The organism is Lysinibacillus sp. FSL K6-0232, from assembly GCF_038008325.1.
Lineage (GTDB): Bacteria > Bacillota > Bacilli > Bacillales_A > Planococcaceae > Lysinibacillus.
Genome location: NZ_JBBOYW010000001.1, coordinates 1714073 through 1729645 on the forward strand (window position 1 = coordinate 1714073; position 15573 = coordinate 1729645).

Consider the following 15573-nt stretch of genomic DNA (forward strand, 5'->3'; position numbering starts at 1 on the left):
TGCAAATGGAGTACTGGTATGTCAACACTAAACTAGACAATTTTTTTAAGGTGTCTATGTTTGTACTCAATTGGGCTTTCATATCCAAGGGTTCCATGAATTCTTATGCTATTAAACCAGTGAACATAGTCCTTTAACTCCCTTGTTAATTCTTCTAAACTACTAAAATGTCTGCCCTTCACAAACTCTGTTTTGATGATTTTGAATGTTGCTTCAGCTACTGCATTATCATACGGGCAGCCCTTCATACTTAAGGATCGTTGGATATTAAAAGTCTTTAAAGCATCATCAATCAAATTATTTTTAAACTCATTTCCACGATCCGTATGAAAAAGCTGTATCTTATTAAGATCGACTTTGATAGAAGCTAACGCACGATAAACGAGTAATGCATCTTTATTTGGCCCTGTACTAAAACCGACGATTTCCCGATTAAAGAGATCGACAAAGACACATACGTAGTTCCATTTTTGATTGACTCTTACGTACGTTAAATCGCTAACGATTGTGGTCATTTCTTGTTCCTGTGCGAATGCACGATTTAGTTCATTTGTTTGTTCTGATTCATTACAGGATTTTGTATGTGGTTTAAATTGAGCGATTGTGTATGAAGAAACGAGACCCTGCTCCTGCATGATGCGCCCAATTCTTCGCCTGGAAACAATATGACCGCGCTTTTTTAATTCTACTTTGATTTTACGTGTTCCATAGTTCTGACGGCTTGCGTGAAAAATATCGATTACATCAGAGGTAACGGGATCCTCCGATACTCTTTCTTTTGCTTCATAATAACAGGACATTATCCTTGAAAAAGCAGGCTATCAACGAGCAGGCTCGACAAATATTGTGTCAGTGAAAAAATAAGTTGTTCAAGAATAGGAGAGGTTTTTCTTGAGTTTATTAATTCGAAATATCACAGTCGTCAATGCAACTCATCGTGCTGAGCAAATGGATGTATGGATGAAGGATGGCAAAATTGCACAAATTGCACAGCATATTGACGCACATACTACACAACAGCTAGATGGCTCAGGAAAATTTTTATTGCCAGGTTTTATTGATATGCATATTCATGGCTCTGCTCAAATGGATACAATGGATGCCTCTGATAAGGGGCTGCACCTGATGGCACAATCATTGTTAAAAGAGGGCACAACAAGCTTTTTAGCCACAACGATCACACAAAGCTATGACAGGATTGAGCGTGCCCTGGCTGTGATTGCACAGTTTCAATCACAGCCAGATGAGGCGGAGCTGCTTGGTATTCATATTGAAGGACCCTTTGTATCGAAGAAGCGTGCAGGTGCACAGCCTCTTGAGTATATGGTGCAACCAGATATGGAAGTATTTCAGAAGTGGCAGGCGCTAAGCGGGCAAAAAATTAAGCAAATTACTATAGCGCCTGAGGAGCCAAATGGTATGGCAGCGGTGCAAGCTATTGCGGCAAGTGGTGTGGTTGTGTCGATTGGTCATGCGGATGCAACATTTGAGCAAATGAAGGAAGCTGTTCGATTAGGTGCAACACAGGGAACCCATTTATACAATCAGATGCGTCCATTCCATCATCGTGATCCAGGTGTTGTTGGGGGTGTACTACTGCTCGATGCACTTAAAGCGGAGCTGATTGTTGACTTTATTCATGCACATCAGGGGGCAGTAGAGATGGCCTATCGTTTAAAGGGTGCAGATGGCATTATTTTAATTACGGATGGCATGCGTGCCAAAGGGATGCCCTATGGTGACTATGATTTAGGTGGTCAAGTGGTGCATGTAACAGCAACAGGGGCGCATTTAGCCAATGGTGCATTAGCTGGCAGTATTTTGACAATGAATCAGGCTGTGTGCAATATGCAGCAAGTCACAAATTGTACATGGGAGGAGCTTGTGAAAATGTCGAGCTTTAATGCTGCCCAGCAATTACAGCTAGCAGCTAAGGGGCAGCTTGTAGAGGGCTATGATGCGGATGCGGTGATAATGGATCAGCATTGTAGCTTGCAGCATACCATTAAGGCTGGGCACATTATGTATAGCGCAATTTAAACAGCGCATTTATTGTTAGAGGGGGGAGAGCTAGTGAGAATTGAACGATTTTCCTCACAGGCAGCACTATATACACGAGCAGCGGCTATTGTCATAGAAGCCAAACAGCATGGTGCTACAACATTTGGGCTGGCAACAGGTGGCACAATGGAGCCACTGTATGCCAATATTTGCAAAGCAGCGATCGATTTTTCACAGTGCATAAGCTTTAATTTAGATGAATATGTTGGGCTAGCAGCAACACATCAGCAAAGCTATGCCTATTACATGCACAAGCATTTATTTCACGCTAAGCCATTTCAAGCCTCCTATTTACCGAATGGCTTAGCGGCTGATCCACAAGAGGAGGCAGCTCGCTATGAGGCTTTATTACAGCAGCATCCAGTAGATTTTCAACTGCTTGGCATTGGTCAAAATGGGCATATTGGGTTTAATGAGCCAGGCACATCCTTTGATTCCGTCACACATCTTGTGACATTGGAAGCCTCCACGCGTCAAGCTAATGCACGCTTCTTCCAATCCATCGATGAAGTGCCAACACAGGCATTGACAATGGGCATTCAATCCATTATGCGTGCAAAATGTATTTTATTAATTGCTGTGGGTGAGGCAAAGCGTGAGGCTTTAGAGCGTGTATTGGCAGCGGATTATACCGAGGAGATACCAGCAATCGTGCTAGCCAAGCATCCAAACGTAATAATTTTAACAGATTTACAGGAAAGAGGCGTATAAACAATGAAAACACAACAATTTACAGTGATTGATCCACTAGGCATTCATGCACGTCCAGCAAGTCAGCTTGTGGCAAAGGCAACACCATTTGCTGCGGCTATCGAGGTGCGTACAGAGGAAAAAACAGCGAACTTAAAATCAATTTTAGGTGTAATGGGGCTGGCACTTAAGCAACATGCACAGTTTACGCTTTATGTAGAGGGCGCTGATGAGGAGCAGGCATTTGAGGCATTAACAACGCTTATCACAGAAATGGGGTTAGCACAATGACAAAGCTTACTGGTATTGCCGCTTCTGATGGCATTGCCATTGCCAAAGCCTATCGTTTTGTCCAACCAGATTTAAGCTTTACAAAAACAACTGTTGACAATATTGAGGCGGAACAGCAACGCTTGGTGGCAGCCCTTGCCAAAGCAGAGCAAGAGCTAGTAGCGATTCAGCAGCAAACATTCAAAAAATTAGGGTCAGAGGAAGCAGCTATTTTTGAGGCACATTTATTCGTTATGAATGACCCAGAATTAATTGGGCCAATTCAGCAAAAAATTGCAGAGGAAGCGATGAATGCAGAGTATGCACTGCATGAGGTTGCCTCTATGTTTATTGCATTATTTGAGGGAATGGATAATGACTATATGCGTGAGCGTGCGGCGGATATTAAGGACGTTTCCAATCGTATTTTAGCCCACTTACTTGGTGTGCATATTCCAAATCCAAGTAATATTAATGAGCAAGTAATTATTGTTGCCAATGATTTAACGCCCTCTGAAACAGCTCAATTGGATCGCGACTTTGTGCTAGGCTTTATTACAGAAATTGGTGGTCGTACCTCGCATTCTGCGATTATGGCACGCTCTCTAGAAATTCCAGCGGTAGTAGGAGCAGCATCGGCTACAGCAGCGATTCAGGCTGGTGATTTAGTCATTGTCGATGGCTTAGCAGGAGAAGTGCTTATTAATCCAGATGCAGCAACGGTGGCTCTTTATCAGGAAAAAGCACAGCGCTATCGTACTGAGCAAGCTGAATGGTCAGCCTTTGTTCATCAGGAAACGGTATCCAAGGATGGCGTCCATGTGGAGCTAGCAGCGAATATTGGCTCACCAAATGATTTAGCAAGCGTGCTGCGTCATGGTGCTGAGGGAATCGGCTTATACCGTACAGAGTTTTTATATATGGGACGAGAAAATTTGCCATCAGAGGATGAGCAACTGATAGCTTATCGTACGGTTCTTGAAGGAATGAAGGGCAAGCCAGTTGTAATTCGTACACTTGATATTGGTGGCGATAAGCATTTACCGTATTTACCATTGCAGGAGGAACTCAATCCATTCCTTGGACATCGAGCGATTCGTTTATGCTTAGAGCAGCAGGAATTATTCCGTACACAATTGCGCGCATTGCTCCGTGCATCGGTCTATGGGCCTTTAAAAATTATGTTCCCAATGATTGCAACAATTCAGGAGTTTCGGGATGCGAGGGCTATTTTACTAGAGGAAAAGGAGCAACTTATCGCAGCAGGTGTTGCTGTAAGTGATACGCTTGAGGTTGGGATGATGGTGGAAATTCCATCAACGGCTGTGATGGCGGATGTTTTTGCAAAAGAAGTAGACTTTTTCTCAATTGGCACAAATGATTTAATTCAATATACAATGGCTGCGGATCGGATGAATGAAAAGGTATCCTATTTATATCAGCCGTATAACCCAGCTATTTTACGTTTAGTGCAAATGGTCATTAAAGCTGCACATCAGGAGCATAAATGGGTAGGGATGTGTGGAGAAATGGCAGGCGATGAGCTAGCCGTGCCGTTGTTGCTTGGCTTAGGTTTGGATGAGTTTTCGATGAGTGCCACTTCAATTTTAAAGGCGCGTGCATTCATAAAGTAGCTCACTGTAGCCGATATGCAAGCCTTAGCAGCAGAAGCATTACAGCTAGCAACGGCTGAAGAAGTAATGGAAAAGGTAAGGCAAGTTGTGAAAAAGTAGTTGAAGAAAGCTTCAACTACTTTTTTTATGGTGCTCGCGGGTAATGGCTTAGTATTCGCGAGTAAATACCTCTCACTCGCGGGTAAACGCCTAGCATCCGCGGGTATTTCTCTACCTTAACTATACTTTGTAATTATTTGCTGAAGCTTGGCTTGAATAGTAGGTAGATCATGCATTGTAATGGTTGTTCGGACATGGCTTTCGTCCATATCCAATGCCTCTGCAAAGAAGCCGCCAATGCCTTTTGCTTTACGGTCAACTTGCAGTAGAATTTCTGCTGAATGGTTGGATTGTGATAAGAACACAATTTCTAGCTCATCTAAATGCCGTCTATATTGACCTGTTGGCACAAATTCAAATTCTTGCACAAATGGGTAGTAGCCACGGAAGCGTGCAGGTGCTTGTTCACATTCGGCTTCACGTAAACGAAAGCCTAGGTCACGAATAGCATCTAGTATATGCCCTGCAAGCGTTGTTGGCAGGACACGGATATAGTCCTTATCGCCAGGGTCAACGGCATTTTTAATATCGAGCCCTGTTTGAATCCACACTTGTGTTTTGCCAGCGGTAATCGGCGTTTCAAATGGCAATGTTAGCGTAATCGGAAAGCCCTTTTCTTCACCAGCCGAAAGTGTAAAGGGCTCTGTTACTTTTACTTTTTGCAAAGTGGCTACTTCAGTATGCTTGTTGTCATTGGATTCTCGAATATAGGTTGTATTGATTGATAAATAAATGGCATCGACTTGCTGTGCCACTTGGCCGCCACGCACAATGATTTCTCCTCGCATAACCTCTCCAGCCTGATACGTATCCTTTTCTAATCGTGTATCAACCGTTGCTGCACCTATTCCAATACTTGCTAATGCTTTATGAAAAAAAGACATTTTTCATTCCTCCTACAGATTTAATTAGCTATACATACGCTTATTTAGAAAAAAGGTTTCAAGCAAAGTAAATTTTTCGTTATACTGATGGAAAACGAAAGAGGCAGATAAATGGAAACAGAATGGCTACGCACCTTTATCGTTGCTGCTCAAACTGAAAATTTTCGCGAAGCGGCTGAAAAACGATTTATTACCCAATCAACCGTAACAAAGCATATCCAGCATTTAGAACGGGCATTGCATACAGCATTATTTGATCGGCAGGGCAAGCAAGTGCTATTAAATCGCTCAGGTGCTTATTTTTATCAGCAGGCACAAACTATGCTCACAACCTTAGATGAAGGGCTGCAAAATATGGAGTCCTTTGTGCAAGGCTATACAGCGAAGCTTACCATTGGCGTTGCACCACAAATCGCTAATTCTACATTACCTGCTATTATGAAAGAATTTCAGCGCAGACAGCCAACGATTCAAGTAGTGATTGAGCTATTAAAATCCAATGAAATTGGTGAGGCTGTTTATACAGGTGCAGTCGATATTGGCTTATCAAAATTAACGTCGACACGCGAGCTGCAGGCGGTGACTTTAGCACAGGAGCCACTCCATTTAATTGCGCCTATCGCCAAAAAAGAGCGGGATGCATTAACGCTTTTGCAGCAGGAAACACTGTTAACCCATGAATATGCCCCTTATTGGCAGGAGGTGCAGCAGGTGCTTCAGCAATTTTCAAGCTATCAAACGATGCATATTAATCAAACAGAGGTCATTAAAAATTTTGTTAAGCATGGGCTAGGCATTGCTTTTTTGCCAAAAAGTGTGGTGGAGGCAGACTATCAGCAGCACCTTTTGCAGCGCTATGCAGTGAAGGAATTTGCCCATATTCAATCCAATACCTATATGCTAACGAAATATATCTCTGCAGATTTTGAGGCATTTTTAGAGGTGTGTGAGGCTGTTTATGTATAGTATAATAGCAACAATTAGTCAATCGATAAGTGAGCCTATTACCCAGTTTTTGCAGCACTATCAGCACTCGGCATTGGTGATGGCGGTGCTACTGGGCTTGCTTGGGGCATTGGCTCCATGTCAGCTTACGGGAAATATTAGTGCTATGATGTTTTATGGCAATCGAACATTGCAAAGGAAGGGCAATTGGCAGGAGATTTTATGCTTTATGCTCGGCAAAGTCATTGTTTTTAGTGGGCTTGGTCTTTTAGCTTGGCTATTTGGGCAGTCATTTGAGGCAAGGATGACACTGTATTTTCCGCTATTTCGTAAAGCGATCGGGCCTCTTATGGTACTAACAGGGCTGGTGTTGCTTGGTTTATTTCAATTAACGTTTTTACAGCGTTTATCAGCGCTTCTTCCGCCTGTTGTCAAGGAGGGGAAGGTAGGCTCCTTTTTAATGGGGGCTAGCTTTGCCATTGCCTTTTGCCCAACAATGTTTGTGCTATTTTTTGCTTGGCTTATGCCGCTTGTGGCAAGTGCTTCCTACGGGCTGATCTTGCCAAGTATTTTTGGGATTGCTACATCCATGCCGTTACTAGTAATGCTGCTACTTATCTATTTATTCGATGCAAGGCGTCTGGTGCTGCGTGCAAGTATAAAAATGGGGAAGGTAATCCAACTGGTGGCAGGGCTCTTGTTACTGTTAATCGGAATCATAGACACTATAACATATTGGCATATATAAAAAGGCTACTAGATTGCTCTAGTAACCTTTTTTCTATTTATAAGCAATAAAGCGTAGACGACAGTAGTCCGCAATCCATTGACCCTGCTGGAAGAGGGTTGGCTTTAATAATTCGTCGCATTTGGCATAAACCTGCTCCTTTTCCGTTTCCGATAGATGCTGTAGTATATTATGGCTAAACATCACGAGCCAGTTGCGTAGCCCATCATGCCCTTGAAGCGGTGTAGGGCGTTGGTAATGTGTAATCATCTCCACCTTAAAACCTGCGTTTGCTAATTTTAATTGATAGCCCTCAACACTTGGAAAATACCATGGGAAATAGTGCTCATGGTAAGGAAAGCCTAATGCCTCCATGCTTGTTTGCAAAGCCCAAACAATGGAAGCAATATTATCTTGTCCACCCATTTCGGCAATAAAGCGCCCACCATCTTTTAATGCCTGATAAATATGCTGAATTGCTAAATCAGGCTGCTTTATCCAATGAAGGGCAGCATTTGAGAACACGGCATCAAAGCTATTCGTAAAGGGCATAGCTGTTGCATCCATTGCTTGGAAGGCAATGGCAGGGTATTTGTGCTGTGCAGCAGCAATCATTTCAGCAGAGGCATCTACTCCTATTACGGTAGCCCCATATGTTGAAATTTCATAGGCTAAGTCGCCTGTACCACAGCCCACATCTAAAATACTTTCGCCATTTTGAGGGGCTAATACATCAATTAAGCTTTCACCAAATTTTGAAACAAAGTCATGCTTATAATCGTATAATTGTGCATTCCATATTGTTGTCATCCTCTTTCATCTCCTTTGTTTGAGCATAGCAAAGAAACAAGGACAACAGAAATGCTTAAAATAACAGCTTTTGATGCTTAATTGGAATTAGGCGCTAGCTTTGTTAATGTTTTGCCGCTCCAGCCAAAGAGCACCGTTAAAATAGGTCCAAGCAAGCAGAAGAAGGCAAATGGTAAATAAGCTAATGTCGCTATACCAAGCACACTAGCGATAAAAATACCGCAAACGCTCCAAGGCACAAGCGGATTAACAACCGTACCTGCATCCTCCATAACACGAGAAAGATTTTTGGGTGCAAGTCCAACTTTCGCAAATGGCACTTTAAAGGCTTGCCCTGTTAATAAAATGGCTAAATACTGCTCACCAATTAATGTATTCACACCAATGCCTGTAATAGCTGCCCCTGTAATGACAGCGCCAGCACTTTTAAATAAGCTTTCTACCTTAGCTAAAAGACTTTGAATAATGCCTAATGTAAACAATAGTCCGCCCATTGTTAAAGCGAGTAGGACAAGCGCAATCGTGCCAAGCATACTGCTCATTCCACCACGTGTTAGCAGGGCATCAACTTCTGGATAATTCGTTTGTGATACATAGCCATTAAACAGAATATGAAAAATATCAGCAACTGGTAGCGGGTTGATAAATGTGCTAAGCCCGACACCAAGCAACGACACAGCGGCAAGCGTAAGAATAGCAGGTGCTTTATAAAAGGTCATGATAACAAGAACGATAATTGGCAATAATGTATACCAATGAATCATGCCCGTTGCAAGCAAGCCTTCTTTTAATTGCTCCACTGTAGCAAAGGATGTAGCAGTAGTTGTTGGCGATAAAATGGCGTAAAGCACAAAGGAAATGACAAAGGCAGGGATCGTTGTCCAGCCCATATTTTTAATATGCTCAAATAGGTCCACCCCAACTGTACCTGAGGCAAGATTTGTTGTATCGGATAATGGTGACATTTTATCGCCAAAGAAAGCGCCAGATACAATAGCCCCAGCAGTGATGGCTAGCGATAAATCCATTGCACCAGCAATGCCGATAAATGCTACGCCCACCGTTGCTACGGTTGTTAATGAGCTACCAACAGCGATACCAACAATGCTACAAATCAAAAAGACAATAGCAAAGAAAAAGCTTGGTGAAATCGTTAAAAAGCCATAATAAATAAGCGTTGGAATCGTGCCGCCCATAATCCAGCTTGAAATTAATAGACCGATAAAGAAAAAAATAAAGACAGCACCAAGCCCAGCGCTTGCCCCCGCAATCATGCCTCCTTCAAGGTCGCGAAAGGGCACTTTTTTCAATAAACCATACACAAGTAATAAGGTGATAATAAGAAAAATAGGAATATGAGGTGTTGCCTGCAAATACCCAATACTAAAAGTCATAATGGCAATGATAAATACAATGATAAAAGCTGCCTCTAGAAAGCGAGGGCTGCTTTTTGCTTCAATATGAAACATATAAATCCTCCTATAAAACACTTCTTCGCTTCAATGCGTTGAAGCCGAAAAGTATTATAGCATACAGATAGGTTTTGTCAATTGACAGAAAACGGCTAGCATCAATGCGAAAAATAGTCCCATGCATTTTTAACAATTAACAGACATGTCATCGTAATAAAAATAAGGCGCATCATTTTTGTGCCGCCCTTTAGCGCAAATTTCGATCCTAAAATGGCTCCAAAGATCATCACAAAGCCCATTGAAAAGCCATATAAAAAATTAACTTCCCCTAAATATAAAAACATGAAAAGTGCCGCTAAATTTGAGGTAAAGTTAAAGGCTTTAGCATTGCCAGCCGCCTGCAAAAAATCATGCCCCATCATCAATAATAGAAAAATAAAAAACGAGCCTGTGCCTGGTCCAAAAAAGCCATCATAAAAGCCGATTGCTGCAAAAGCACCCAGATAGGCTAGTTTTTTCGCTGTATGAAGCTTGCGTTGCTGCGGCTGCTGGCCCCAATCCTTGTTCCATATTGTATAAATTGTGACAAGAACGAGCATAACAAGCATAAGCGGCTTTAAAATAGCAGGAGATACAAGGTGAACAATATACGCTCCAAGTAAGGAGCCTAGAAAAATAAAGGGAATAATTTTACCGATTTTTTGGAAGTCTACTTTTCCAGCCCGCAAAAAGGTGAGCATGCTTGTCCCATTGCTAATTGTATTGGCTAGTTTATTCGTAGCAATCGCTGTGCTTGGTGGTAAACCAAAAGCCAGCAATGCAGGCAAGGAAATGAGTCCACCCCCACCAACAATGGCATTTAAAAAGGATGCAATAAAACTGATTAGTAGTAATAAAATAAGTGATAGTAAGTCGATATCCATATGTAGAGCTCACATCTTTCTTGATCAAATTGTTCCTATAAGCGTACTGCGAAAGACAAAAAATAACAATGGAATTGGCATTATTTTATGTAAATGTCGTTTACAATTCCTTAACATTTCCTGCGTAAAGTGAAAAAAGTTTTTTCAAGTATTTTTGTAAAAATAACAGAAAAACGGCTGTTTTTAAAGAGAAAATAGTGATTTTTAATAGTTCGTTTCCAACGATTTCTACTTGCAAAACAGTGTAAAAATAAATGTGACGAAATTTATATTACAGTTTTGTAAATTCAACATAATTATCTTTAATTTTTTGTAGATTTGTGTAAATCTTTTGTTATGCTGATTGCAGCAATCGACAATTTTTATTTAACGGGAGGAACCGAACAGAATGTTCAACTCAAATAAGCAAGATCCATTTTTTCAATCATTATTAAAAATCGCTAAAAATGTTAACGAGGGTATTTATTATGCCCACAATGCTCGCATTGAAAATATAGATGCGTTGAAGGAAATTGCAGATACAATGAAGCAATACGAAACAAGCGGTGATCAATTAATCCATGAGCTAATTGTTATGCTCAATAAGTCATTTATGACACCAATTGAACGTGAGGATATTTTAGCATTAGCGAATAAGCTAGATGATGTGATTGATGGCATGGAAGGCTGTATTGCACACTTCAATATGTATAACTTAACAGAGGTAACAGAGCCAATGCGCCAATTCCTCACGTATATTGCGAAGAGTACGGATGAAATGGTACAAGCAATGGAGCTTTTAAATAATAAGAAGCTTGTTGATATGCGTAAGCATGCGATTCAAATTAAGGATAATGAGCGCGAATGCGATGAAATTTTCCGTTCCTCTATGAAGCAGCTATTCATCCAAGAAAAAGACCCAATGCGCCTAATTGTTTTCAAGGACATTTATGAGCAATTTGAGGATATTGCGGATAGCTGTCAAACAGTCGCAAACACAATTGAAACAATAATTATGCGTAATGCGTAAGATGGAGTGTACGAAATGGATACAATCTTATTAATCACCATACTAGTCGTTATATTCGCACTTGTATTTGACTTTATTAACGGCTTCCACGATACAGCAAATGCCATTGCCACTTCTGTATCAACCCGTGCGTTAAAGCCCCGTACAGCTGTTTATATGGCTGCGGTGATGAACTTCATCGGTGCGATTACATTCGTTGGGGTAGCCAAAGCCTTAACAAAAGATATTGTAGACCCATTTAGCTTAAATGCCTATGATGGCGATATTACTGGCTCTGTTGTTATTTTAGCCGCTTTATTATCAGCCATTACATGGAATTTATTAACGTGGTATTTTGGGATTCCATCGAGTTCCTCCCATACATTAATTGGTTCTGTCGCAGGTGCAGCCATTGCCGCAGCAGGCTTTAGTATTTTGAACTATGAAGGGTTTATTAAAATTATTCAAGCACTTATTTTTTCACCATTGCTTGCCTTTGTGGCGGGCTTTGTGATGATGACAATCTTAAAAACAATCTTTAAAGATATGAATTTATATCGTACAAATAAAGGCTTCCGTACAATGCAAATCGGAACGGCTGCCTTACAATCCTTTACACATGGTACAAACGATGCACAAAAAGCGATGGGGATTATTACCCTTGCTTTAATCGCAGGTGGCTTACACCAAGGCGAGGACATTCCGTTTTGGGTACGTTTTGCAGCAGCGGCTGCCATGGGGCTAGGTACATCTGTTGGGGGCTATAAAATTATTAAAACCGTTGGCGGGAAGATTATGAAAATTCGTCCTGTAAATGGAGTTGCCGCAGATTTAGCTTCCGCTTCGATTATTTTTGGGGCAACATTAATCCATTTGCCTGTATCCACAACACATGTTATTTCTTCATCCATTATGGGTGTAGGAACAGCTCATCGTGTAAAAGGTGTAAAATGGGGAACAGCCCGCAAAATCGTTACAACATGGGTTATCACAATGCCAATCTCTGCTATTATGGCAGCATTGATTTACTATATTTTAAGTTTATTCTTCTAATAGAAGGAACGCACATGGAGCTGTGCGTTCTTTTTTGGTTGTGACGGATAGAAAGAGGGAAATGACGGATAGGATGCTATAGGAACCCAAATGGGCAGCCGCTGGTAGAGGCTACATCATAATTAAAGTGAAAAATGTACATAATAGGTTTATGCTGAGTGGAAAACAGGAATAGGGAGTATAAGTAGGTGATACATATGTTTGATAATTTATTGTTTCAGTTGCCGTTTATTATTTTTATCGGCTTATTTTCCCAATGGCTTGCGTGGCGTTTTCGGATGCCAGCGATCGTTGTAATGAGTATAGCAGGGTTGGTAATTGGTCCTTTTACAGGGCTAGTAGCCCCGAAGGAAACGTTTGGACCAATGTTTCAAACGCTTATTTCGTTAGCGGTAGCGGTAATTTTATTTGAAGGAAGCTTGAGCCTTGATTTTCGTGAAATACGAGGGTTTCGCAAATCGATTTTACGCATTTCTACAGTAGGGGCGGCTATTGCGTGGATAGCAGGCTCTATTGCTGCCCATTTTGTTGCAGGCTTATCATGGCCTGTATCATTTGTTATTGGGGGGCTATTTATTGTTACAGGCCCAACGGTGATTTTACCCTTGCTTAGACAGGCAAAACTAAAGGAGCGGCCAGCAACGATTCTGAAATGGGAGGGCATTGTTGTTGATCCGTTTGGGGCTTTGCTAGCTTTATTTGCTTATCAGGTTGTGCTAGGTATTTATCAGCTAGAGGGTGGAACCTCCTTAACTGTCTTTTTTATTTCTGCTTTTTTAGCGGCTCTGTTAGGTGGTCTTGTAGGCTTTATCATGGGGCAATGCTTGGAGCGAAGTTTGATTCCAGAGTTTTTAAAGTCGCCTTTACTGCTGGCACTGATCTTACTGGTGTTTGCGATCAGTGATGCGATTATGCATGAAACAGGTCTGCTGGCGGTGACTGTGATGGGGCTAGTGATGGCGAATATGCATTTAAAGAGCCACCACGAGTTGCTGCATTTTAAAGAAAACATTTCTGTCATTTTAATTTCCAGTGTGTTTATTATGCTTACCTCGTCATTGACTGTTGATATTTTATGGCAGCTTTTAGATTGGCGTATGCTATTATTTGTGCTGGCGATGATGTTTATTGTGCGACCACTCTCTATTTGGATTGCTACGATTAATACAGGCTTAACGCTGGAGGAGCGGGCATTGATCGGCTGGATTGCACCAAGAGGGATTGTGGCATTAACGGTTTCAGGGTATTTTGCGACAGCGCTGCAGGAGGTAGGGTTTCAAAGTGCACAGATGTTGACGGCTTTAACATTGGCACTTGTCTTTGCAACCGTTGTAGCTCATGGCTTTAGTATTGGCTGGCTGGCAAAGAAGCTGAATTTACAGGCCTCCTCTGGTACAGGTATTATGATTGTAGGAGCCTCACCATTTACAACACAATTAGCGGTATCGCTTAAAAATAATGATATTGATGTGTTCATGATGGATCGTTCATGGGAGGATTTATCACCAGCTAGGCAGCAAGGCATTACCACAGAAGCAGGTGATATTTTAAGTGAGCATACGGAGTTTTATGTAGATTTAACGCCTTATGACCAGCTAATTGTGGCGACAAAGCAGGATGCCTATAATGTGCTTGTTTGTGCTGAGTTTGCCCCAGAGCTAGGACATCCGAATATTTATCAAACGGCACTGCATTCAACAGACCCTAAAAACTATTCACGGAAATATGGTGGACAATTATTAGTAGATGCCGAGCATGATATTCATCAATTAAATGCGCTGATAGAGCAAGGTGCACAGCTACGTCAAACGAAAATTACAGAGGTATTTACGTGGGAGGATTATTTAGCGCAAAATCCTCAAGCGGTCATGGTCTATGCAATTACACAGGATGGGGATATTGTGTTAGATATGGTCAATAAATATGATGATATAAAGCATGAGCCACATACGATTATTAGTTTAATTGGCTAACATCAGCCACTCTAGTCGGGAATTGACCGTTTAGAGTGGCTGTTTTTTTAATGGAATGCCCAGTGCAAAAATAATAGCTACCGAAGCCTTGCCAGTGTTATACAAAGCAAGCATAGCCAATAAAGGGATGCAATGACATCATGGCTTTAAATGACCCCAAAATGCTCCATAGCCCAATACCAAGGAGGAATTGGAAAATCGGATTTTCCCCTGCTAATTGGACATCGATTTCTAAGAAGAAACGTAGTGTTACATAGAGTGCCATGGCTCACATAATTCGCTGTAAATGTGTCTTGCTAAAAGCGTCAGCATATTTTAGACCATAGCCTAGTGCGCGATCTAGGAAAATATGTGCCAGCCAAATCAAAGCCGTCATCAGAAGCGTTGGGATTGATGCTATAAAAGCAATCACCATAAGGAGCGCAGGTAGTACAAAGCTATGCCCGATATTATAGAAGGAAGCGCCTGCTTTTGTATGCCATAGATAGCCGAGCATTGTAATATCAGGCAGCAGGAGGAATAATAGAAAAGAAAGCCATGAAAAATCTAAGTATCCATAAAAAAAGATTGTGATGCCAAAGGCAATCAGATATTCGACAGTGATAATGTTGCGGGGCTTCAGCTTAATCACGCCCTTTTCGTAAATTTTGATACATATCCTCTATTAATTCAGCGATTTTTTCCTGATTTTCTTCATAGTGTCCATCTGCCATATATGCTTGCGTAAGCTGTAAGGATTGCAATGCATGCTGATAAAAATGTAGCTGCTGCTTGATAGCAGTAATTTTTGAGGTGAAAAGTTGCATGGTTGCCTGATTGCAGGATGTTGAGATGGGTTTTTGATCGAGTGCCAGTAGCTGCTTTATTTCTTGTAATGTAAAGCCAAGCTGCCGTAGCACAATAATTAATTTCATGGTGTGCTCGCAGTCAGTATTGAAAATACGATAGCCATTGTCCTGCTTTAGAGGATGGAGCAGCCCTTCCTTTTCATAGTAACGAATTGTATCGGTTGTCACAGCAAATTTCTCAGCGAATTGTTTAATTTTCATGATACACACCTCCTATAGTGATCCTAACATTGGAGAAGACTCCAAGGTCAAGAAG

The 15573-nt window shown here is 41.4% G+C and carries 15 protein-coding genes and 2 pseudogenes; 9 read left to right on the forward strand and 8 right to left on the reverse strand.

Annotated elements, in window-relative coordinates; genetic code table 11:
* Positions 1-32: 32 nt before the first annotated feature.
* A pseudogene (locus tag MHB42_RS08280) lies at positions 33-791 on the reverse strand (IS3 family transposase); the annotation flags it as partial.
* 100 nt (positions 792-891) lie between these two features.
* Here MHB42_RS08280 and nagA point away from each other — a divergent pair.
* The 4 genes and pseudogenes from nagA (at position 892) to ptsP (ending at position 4754) form a co-directional block, all read left to right on the forward strand.
* Positions 892-2040, forward strand: a complete 1149-nt coding sequence (gene nagA / locus MHB42_RS08285) for an N-acetylglucosamine-6-phosphate deacetylase (protein WP_340805459.1) — start codon at positions 892-894, stop codon at positions 2038-2040.
* A gap of 33 nt (positions 2041-2073) precedes the next feature.
* The gene (locus MHB42_RS08290) at positions 2074-2772 is read left to right on the forward strand and encodes a glucosamine-6-phosphate deaminase (RefSeq protein ID WP_340805460.1); all 699 of its coding nucleotides are present in this window, start codon (positions 2074-2076) and stop codon (positions 2770-2772) included.
* A gap of 3 nt (positions 2773-2775) precedes the next feature.
* Positions 2776-3042 (forward strand): HPr family phosphocarrier protein, encoded by a 267-nt coding sequence (locus tag MHB42_RS08295; RefSeq protein ID WP_340805461.1) that lies wholly within the window; start codon positions 2776-2778, stop codon positions 3040-3042.
* Positions 3039-4754 (forward strand): annotated as a pseudogene (ptsP, locus tag MHB42_RS08300) (phosphoenolpyruvate--protein phosphotransferase). The gene MHB42_RS08295 and the pseudogene ptsP overlap by 4 nt, the downstream one beginning before the upstream one ends.
* A gap of 116 nt (positions 4755-4870) precedes the next feature.
* Here ptsP and MHB42_RS08305 read toward each other — a convergent pair.
* Positions 4871-5638 carry a sporulation protein gene (locus MHB42_RS08305; RefSeq protein ID WP_340805462.1) on the reverse strand — a complete coding sequence of 256 codons (768 nt, stop codon included), beginning with the start codon at positions 5636-5638 and terminating at the stop codon, positions 4871-4873.
* A gap of 111 nt (positions 5639-5749) precedes the next feature.
* Between MHB42_RS08305 and MHB42_RS08310 the strand changes: the two genes are divergently transcribed.
* Positions 5750-6604: a LysR family transcriptional regulator gene (locus tag MHB42_RS08310; RefSeq protein WP_340805463.1), complete on the forward strand. Its 855-nt coding sequence runs from the start codon at positions 5750-5752 to the stop codon at positions 6602-6604.
* Positions 6597-7331 carry an urease accessory protein UreH domain-containing protein gene (locus MHB42_RS08315; RefSeq protein WP_340805464.1) on the forward strand — a complete coding sequence of 245 codons (735 nt, stop codon included), beginning with the start codon at positions 6597-6599 and terminating at the stop codon, positions 7329-7331. The genes MHB42_RS08310 and MHB42_RS08315 overlap by 8 nt, the downstream gene beginning before the upstream one ends.
* Positions 7332-7364: 33 nt before the next feature.
* Here the strand turns inward: MHB42_RS08315 and MHB42_RS08320 are convergent, their stop codons facing one another.
* From MHB42_RS08320 to MHB42_RS08330, 3 genes are all read right to left on the reverse strand, one after another.
* A complete protein-coding gene (locus MHB42_RS08320; RefSeq protein WP_340805465.1) occupies positions 7365-8120 on the reverse strand; it encodes a class I SAM-dependent methyltransferase in 756 nt (251 codons plus the stop codon).
* 77 nt (positions 8121-8197) lie between these two features.
* Complete coding sequence (gene nhaC / locus MHB42_RS08325; protein WP_340805466.1) at positions 8198-9589, reverse strand: Na+/H+ antiporter NhaC; 1392 nt, start codon at positions 9587-9589, stop codon at positions 8198-8200.
* 101 nt (positions 9590-9690) lie between these two features.
* Positions 9691-10455 carry a sulfite exporter TauE/SafE family protein gene (locus MHB42_RS08330; protein WP_340805467.1) on the reverse strand — a complete coding sequence of 255 codons (765 nt, stop codon included), beginning with the start codon at positions 10453-10455 and terminating at the stop codon, positions 9691-9693.
* Between the two features lie 388 nt (positions 10456-10843).
* Here MHB42_RS08330 and MHB42_RS08335 point away from each other — a divergent pair, with 388 nt between their 5' ends.
* The 3 genes from MHB42_RS08335 to MHB42_RS08345 all read left to right on the forward strand — a co-directional run bounded on the left by MHB42_RS08335 (position 10844) and on the right by MHB42_RS08345 (position 14469).
* Complete coding sequence (locus MHB42_RS08335) at positions 10844-11464, forward strand: DUF47 domain-containing protein (RefSeq protein ID WP_340805468.1); 621 nt, start codon at positions 10844-10846, stop codon at positions 11462-11464.
* Positions 11465-11479: 15 nt separating this feature from the next.
* Positions 11480-12496, forward strand: a complete 1017-nt coding sequence (locus MHB42_RS08340) for an inorganic phosphate transporter (RefSeq protein ID WP_340805469.1) — start codon at positions 11480-11482, stop codon at positions 12494-12496.
* Between the two features lie 197 nt (positions 12497-12693).
* The gene (locus tag MHB42_RS08345) at positions 12694-14469 is read left to right on the forward strand and encodes a cation:proton antiporter (RefSeq protein ID WP_340808565.1); all 1776 of its coding nucleotides are present in this window, start codon (positions 12694-12696) and stop codon (positions 14467-14469) included.
* 97 nt (positions 14470-14566) lie between these two features.
* Here the strand turns inward: MHB42_RS08345 and MHB42_RS08350 are convergent, their stop codons facing one another.
* The 3 genes from MHB42_RS08350 to MHB42_RS08360 are packed head-to-tail and all read right to left on the reverse strand — an operon-like array spanning position 14567 to position 15518.
* Positions 14567-14734: a hypothetical protein gene (locus MHB42_RS08350; protein WP_340805470.1), complete on the reverse strand. Its 168-nt coding sequence runs from the start codon at positions 14732-14734 to the stop codon at positions 14567-14569.
* Between the two features lie 3 nt (positions 14735-14737).
* Positions 14738-15100, reverse strand: a complete 363-nt coding sequence (locus MHB42_RS08355; RefSeq protein ID WP_340805471.1) for a DUF4260 domain-containing protein — start codon at positions 15098-15100, stop codon at positions 14738-14740.
* Positions 15093-15518 (reverse strand): MerR family transcriptional regulator, encoded by a 426-nt coding sequence (locus tag MHB42_RS08360; protein ID WP_340805472.1) that lies wholly within the window; start codon positions 15516-15518, stop codon positions 15093-15095. Before MHB42_RS08360 ends, MHB42_RS08355 begins: the two co-directional genes overlap by 8 nt.
* Positions 15519-15573 lie beyond the last annotated feature (55 nt).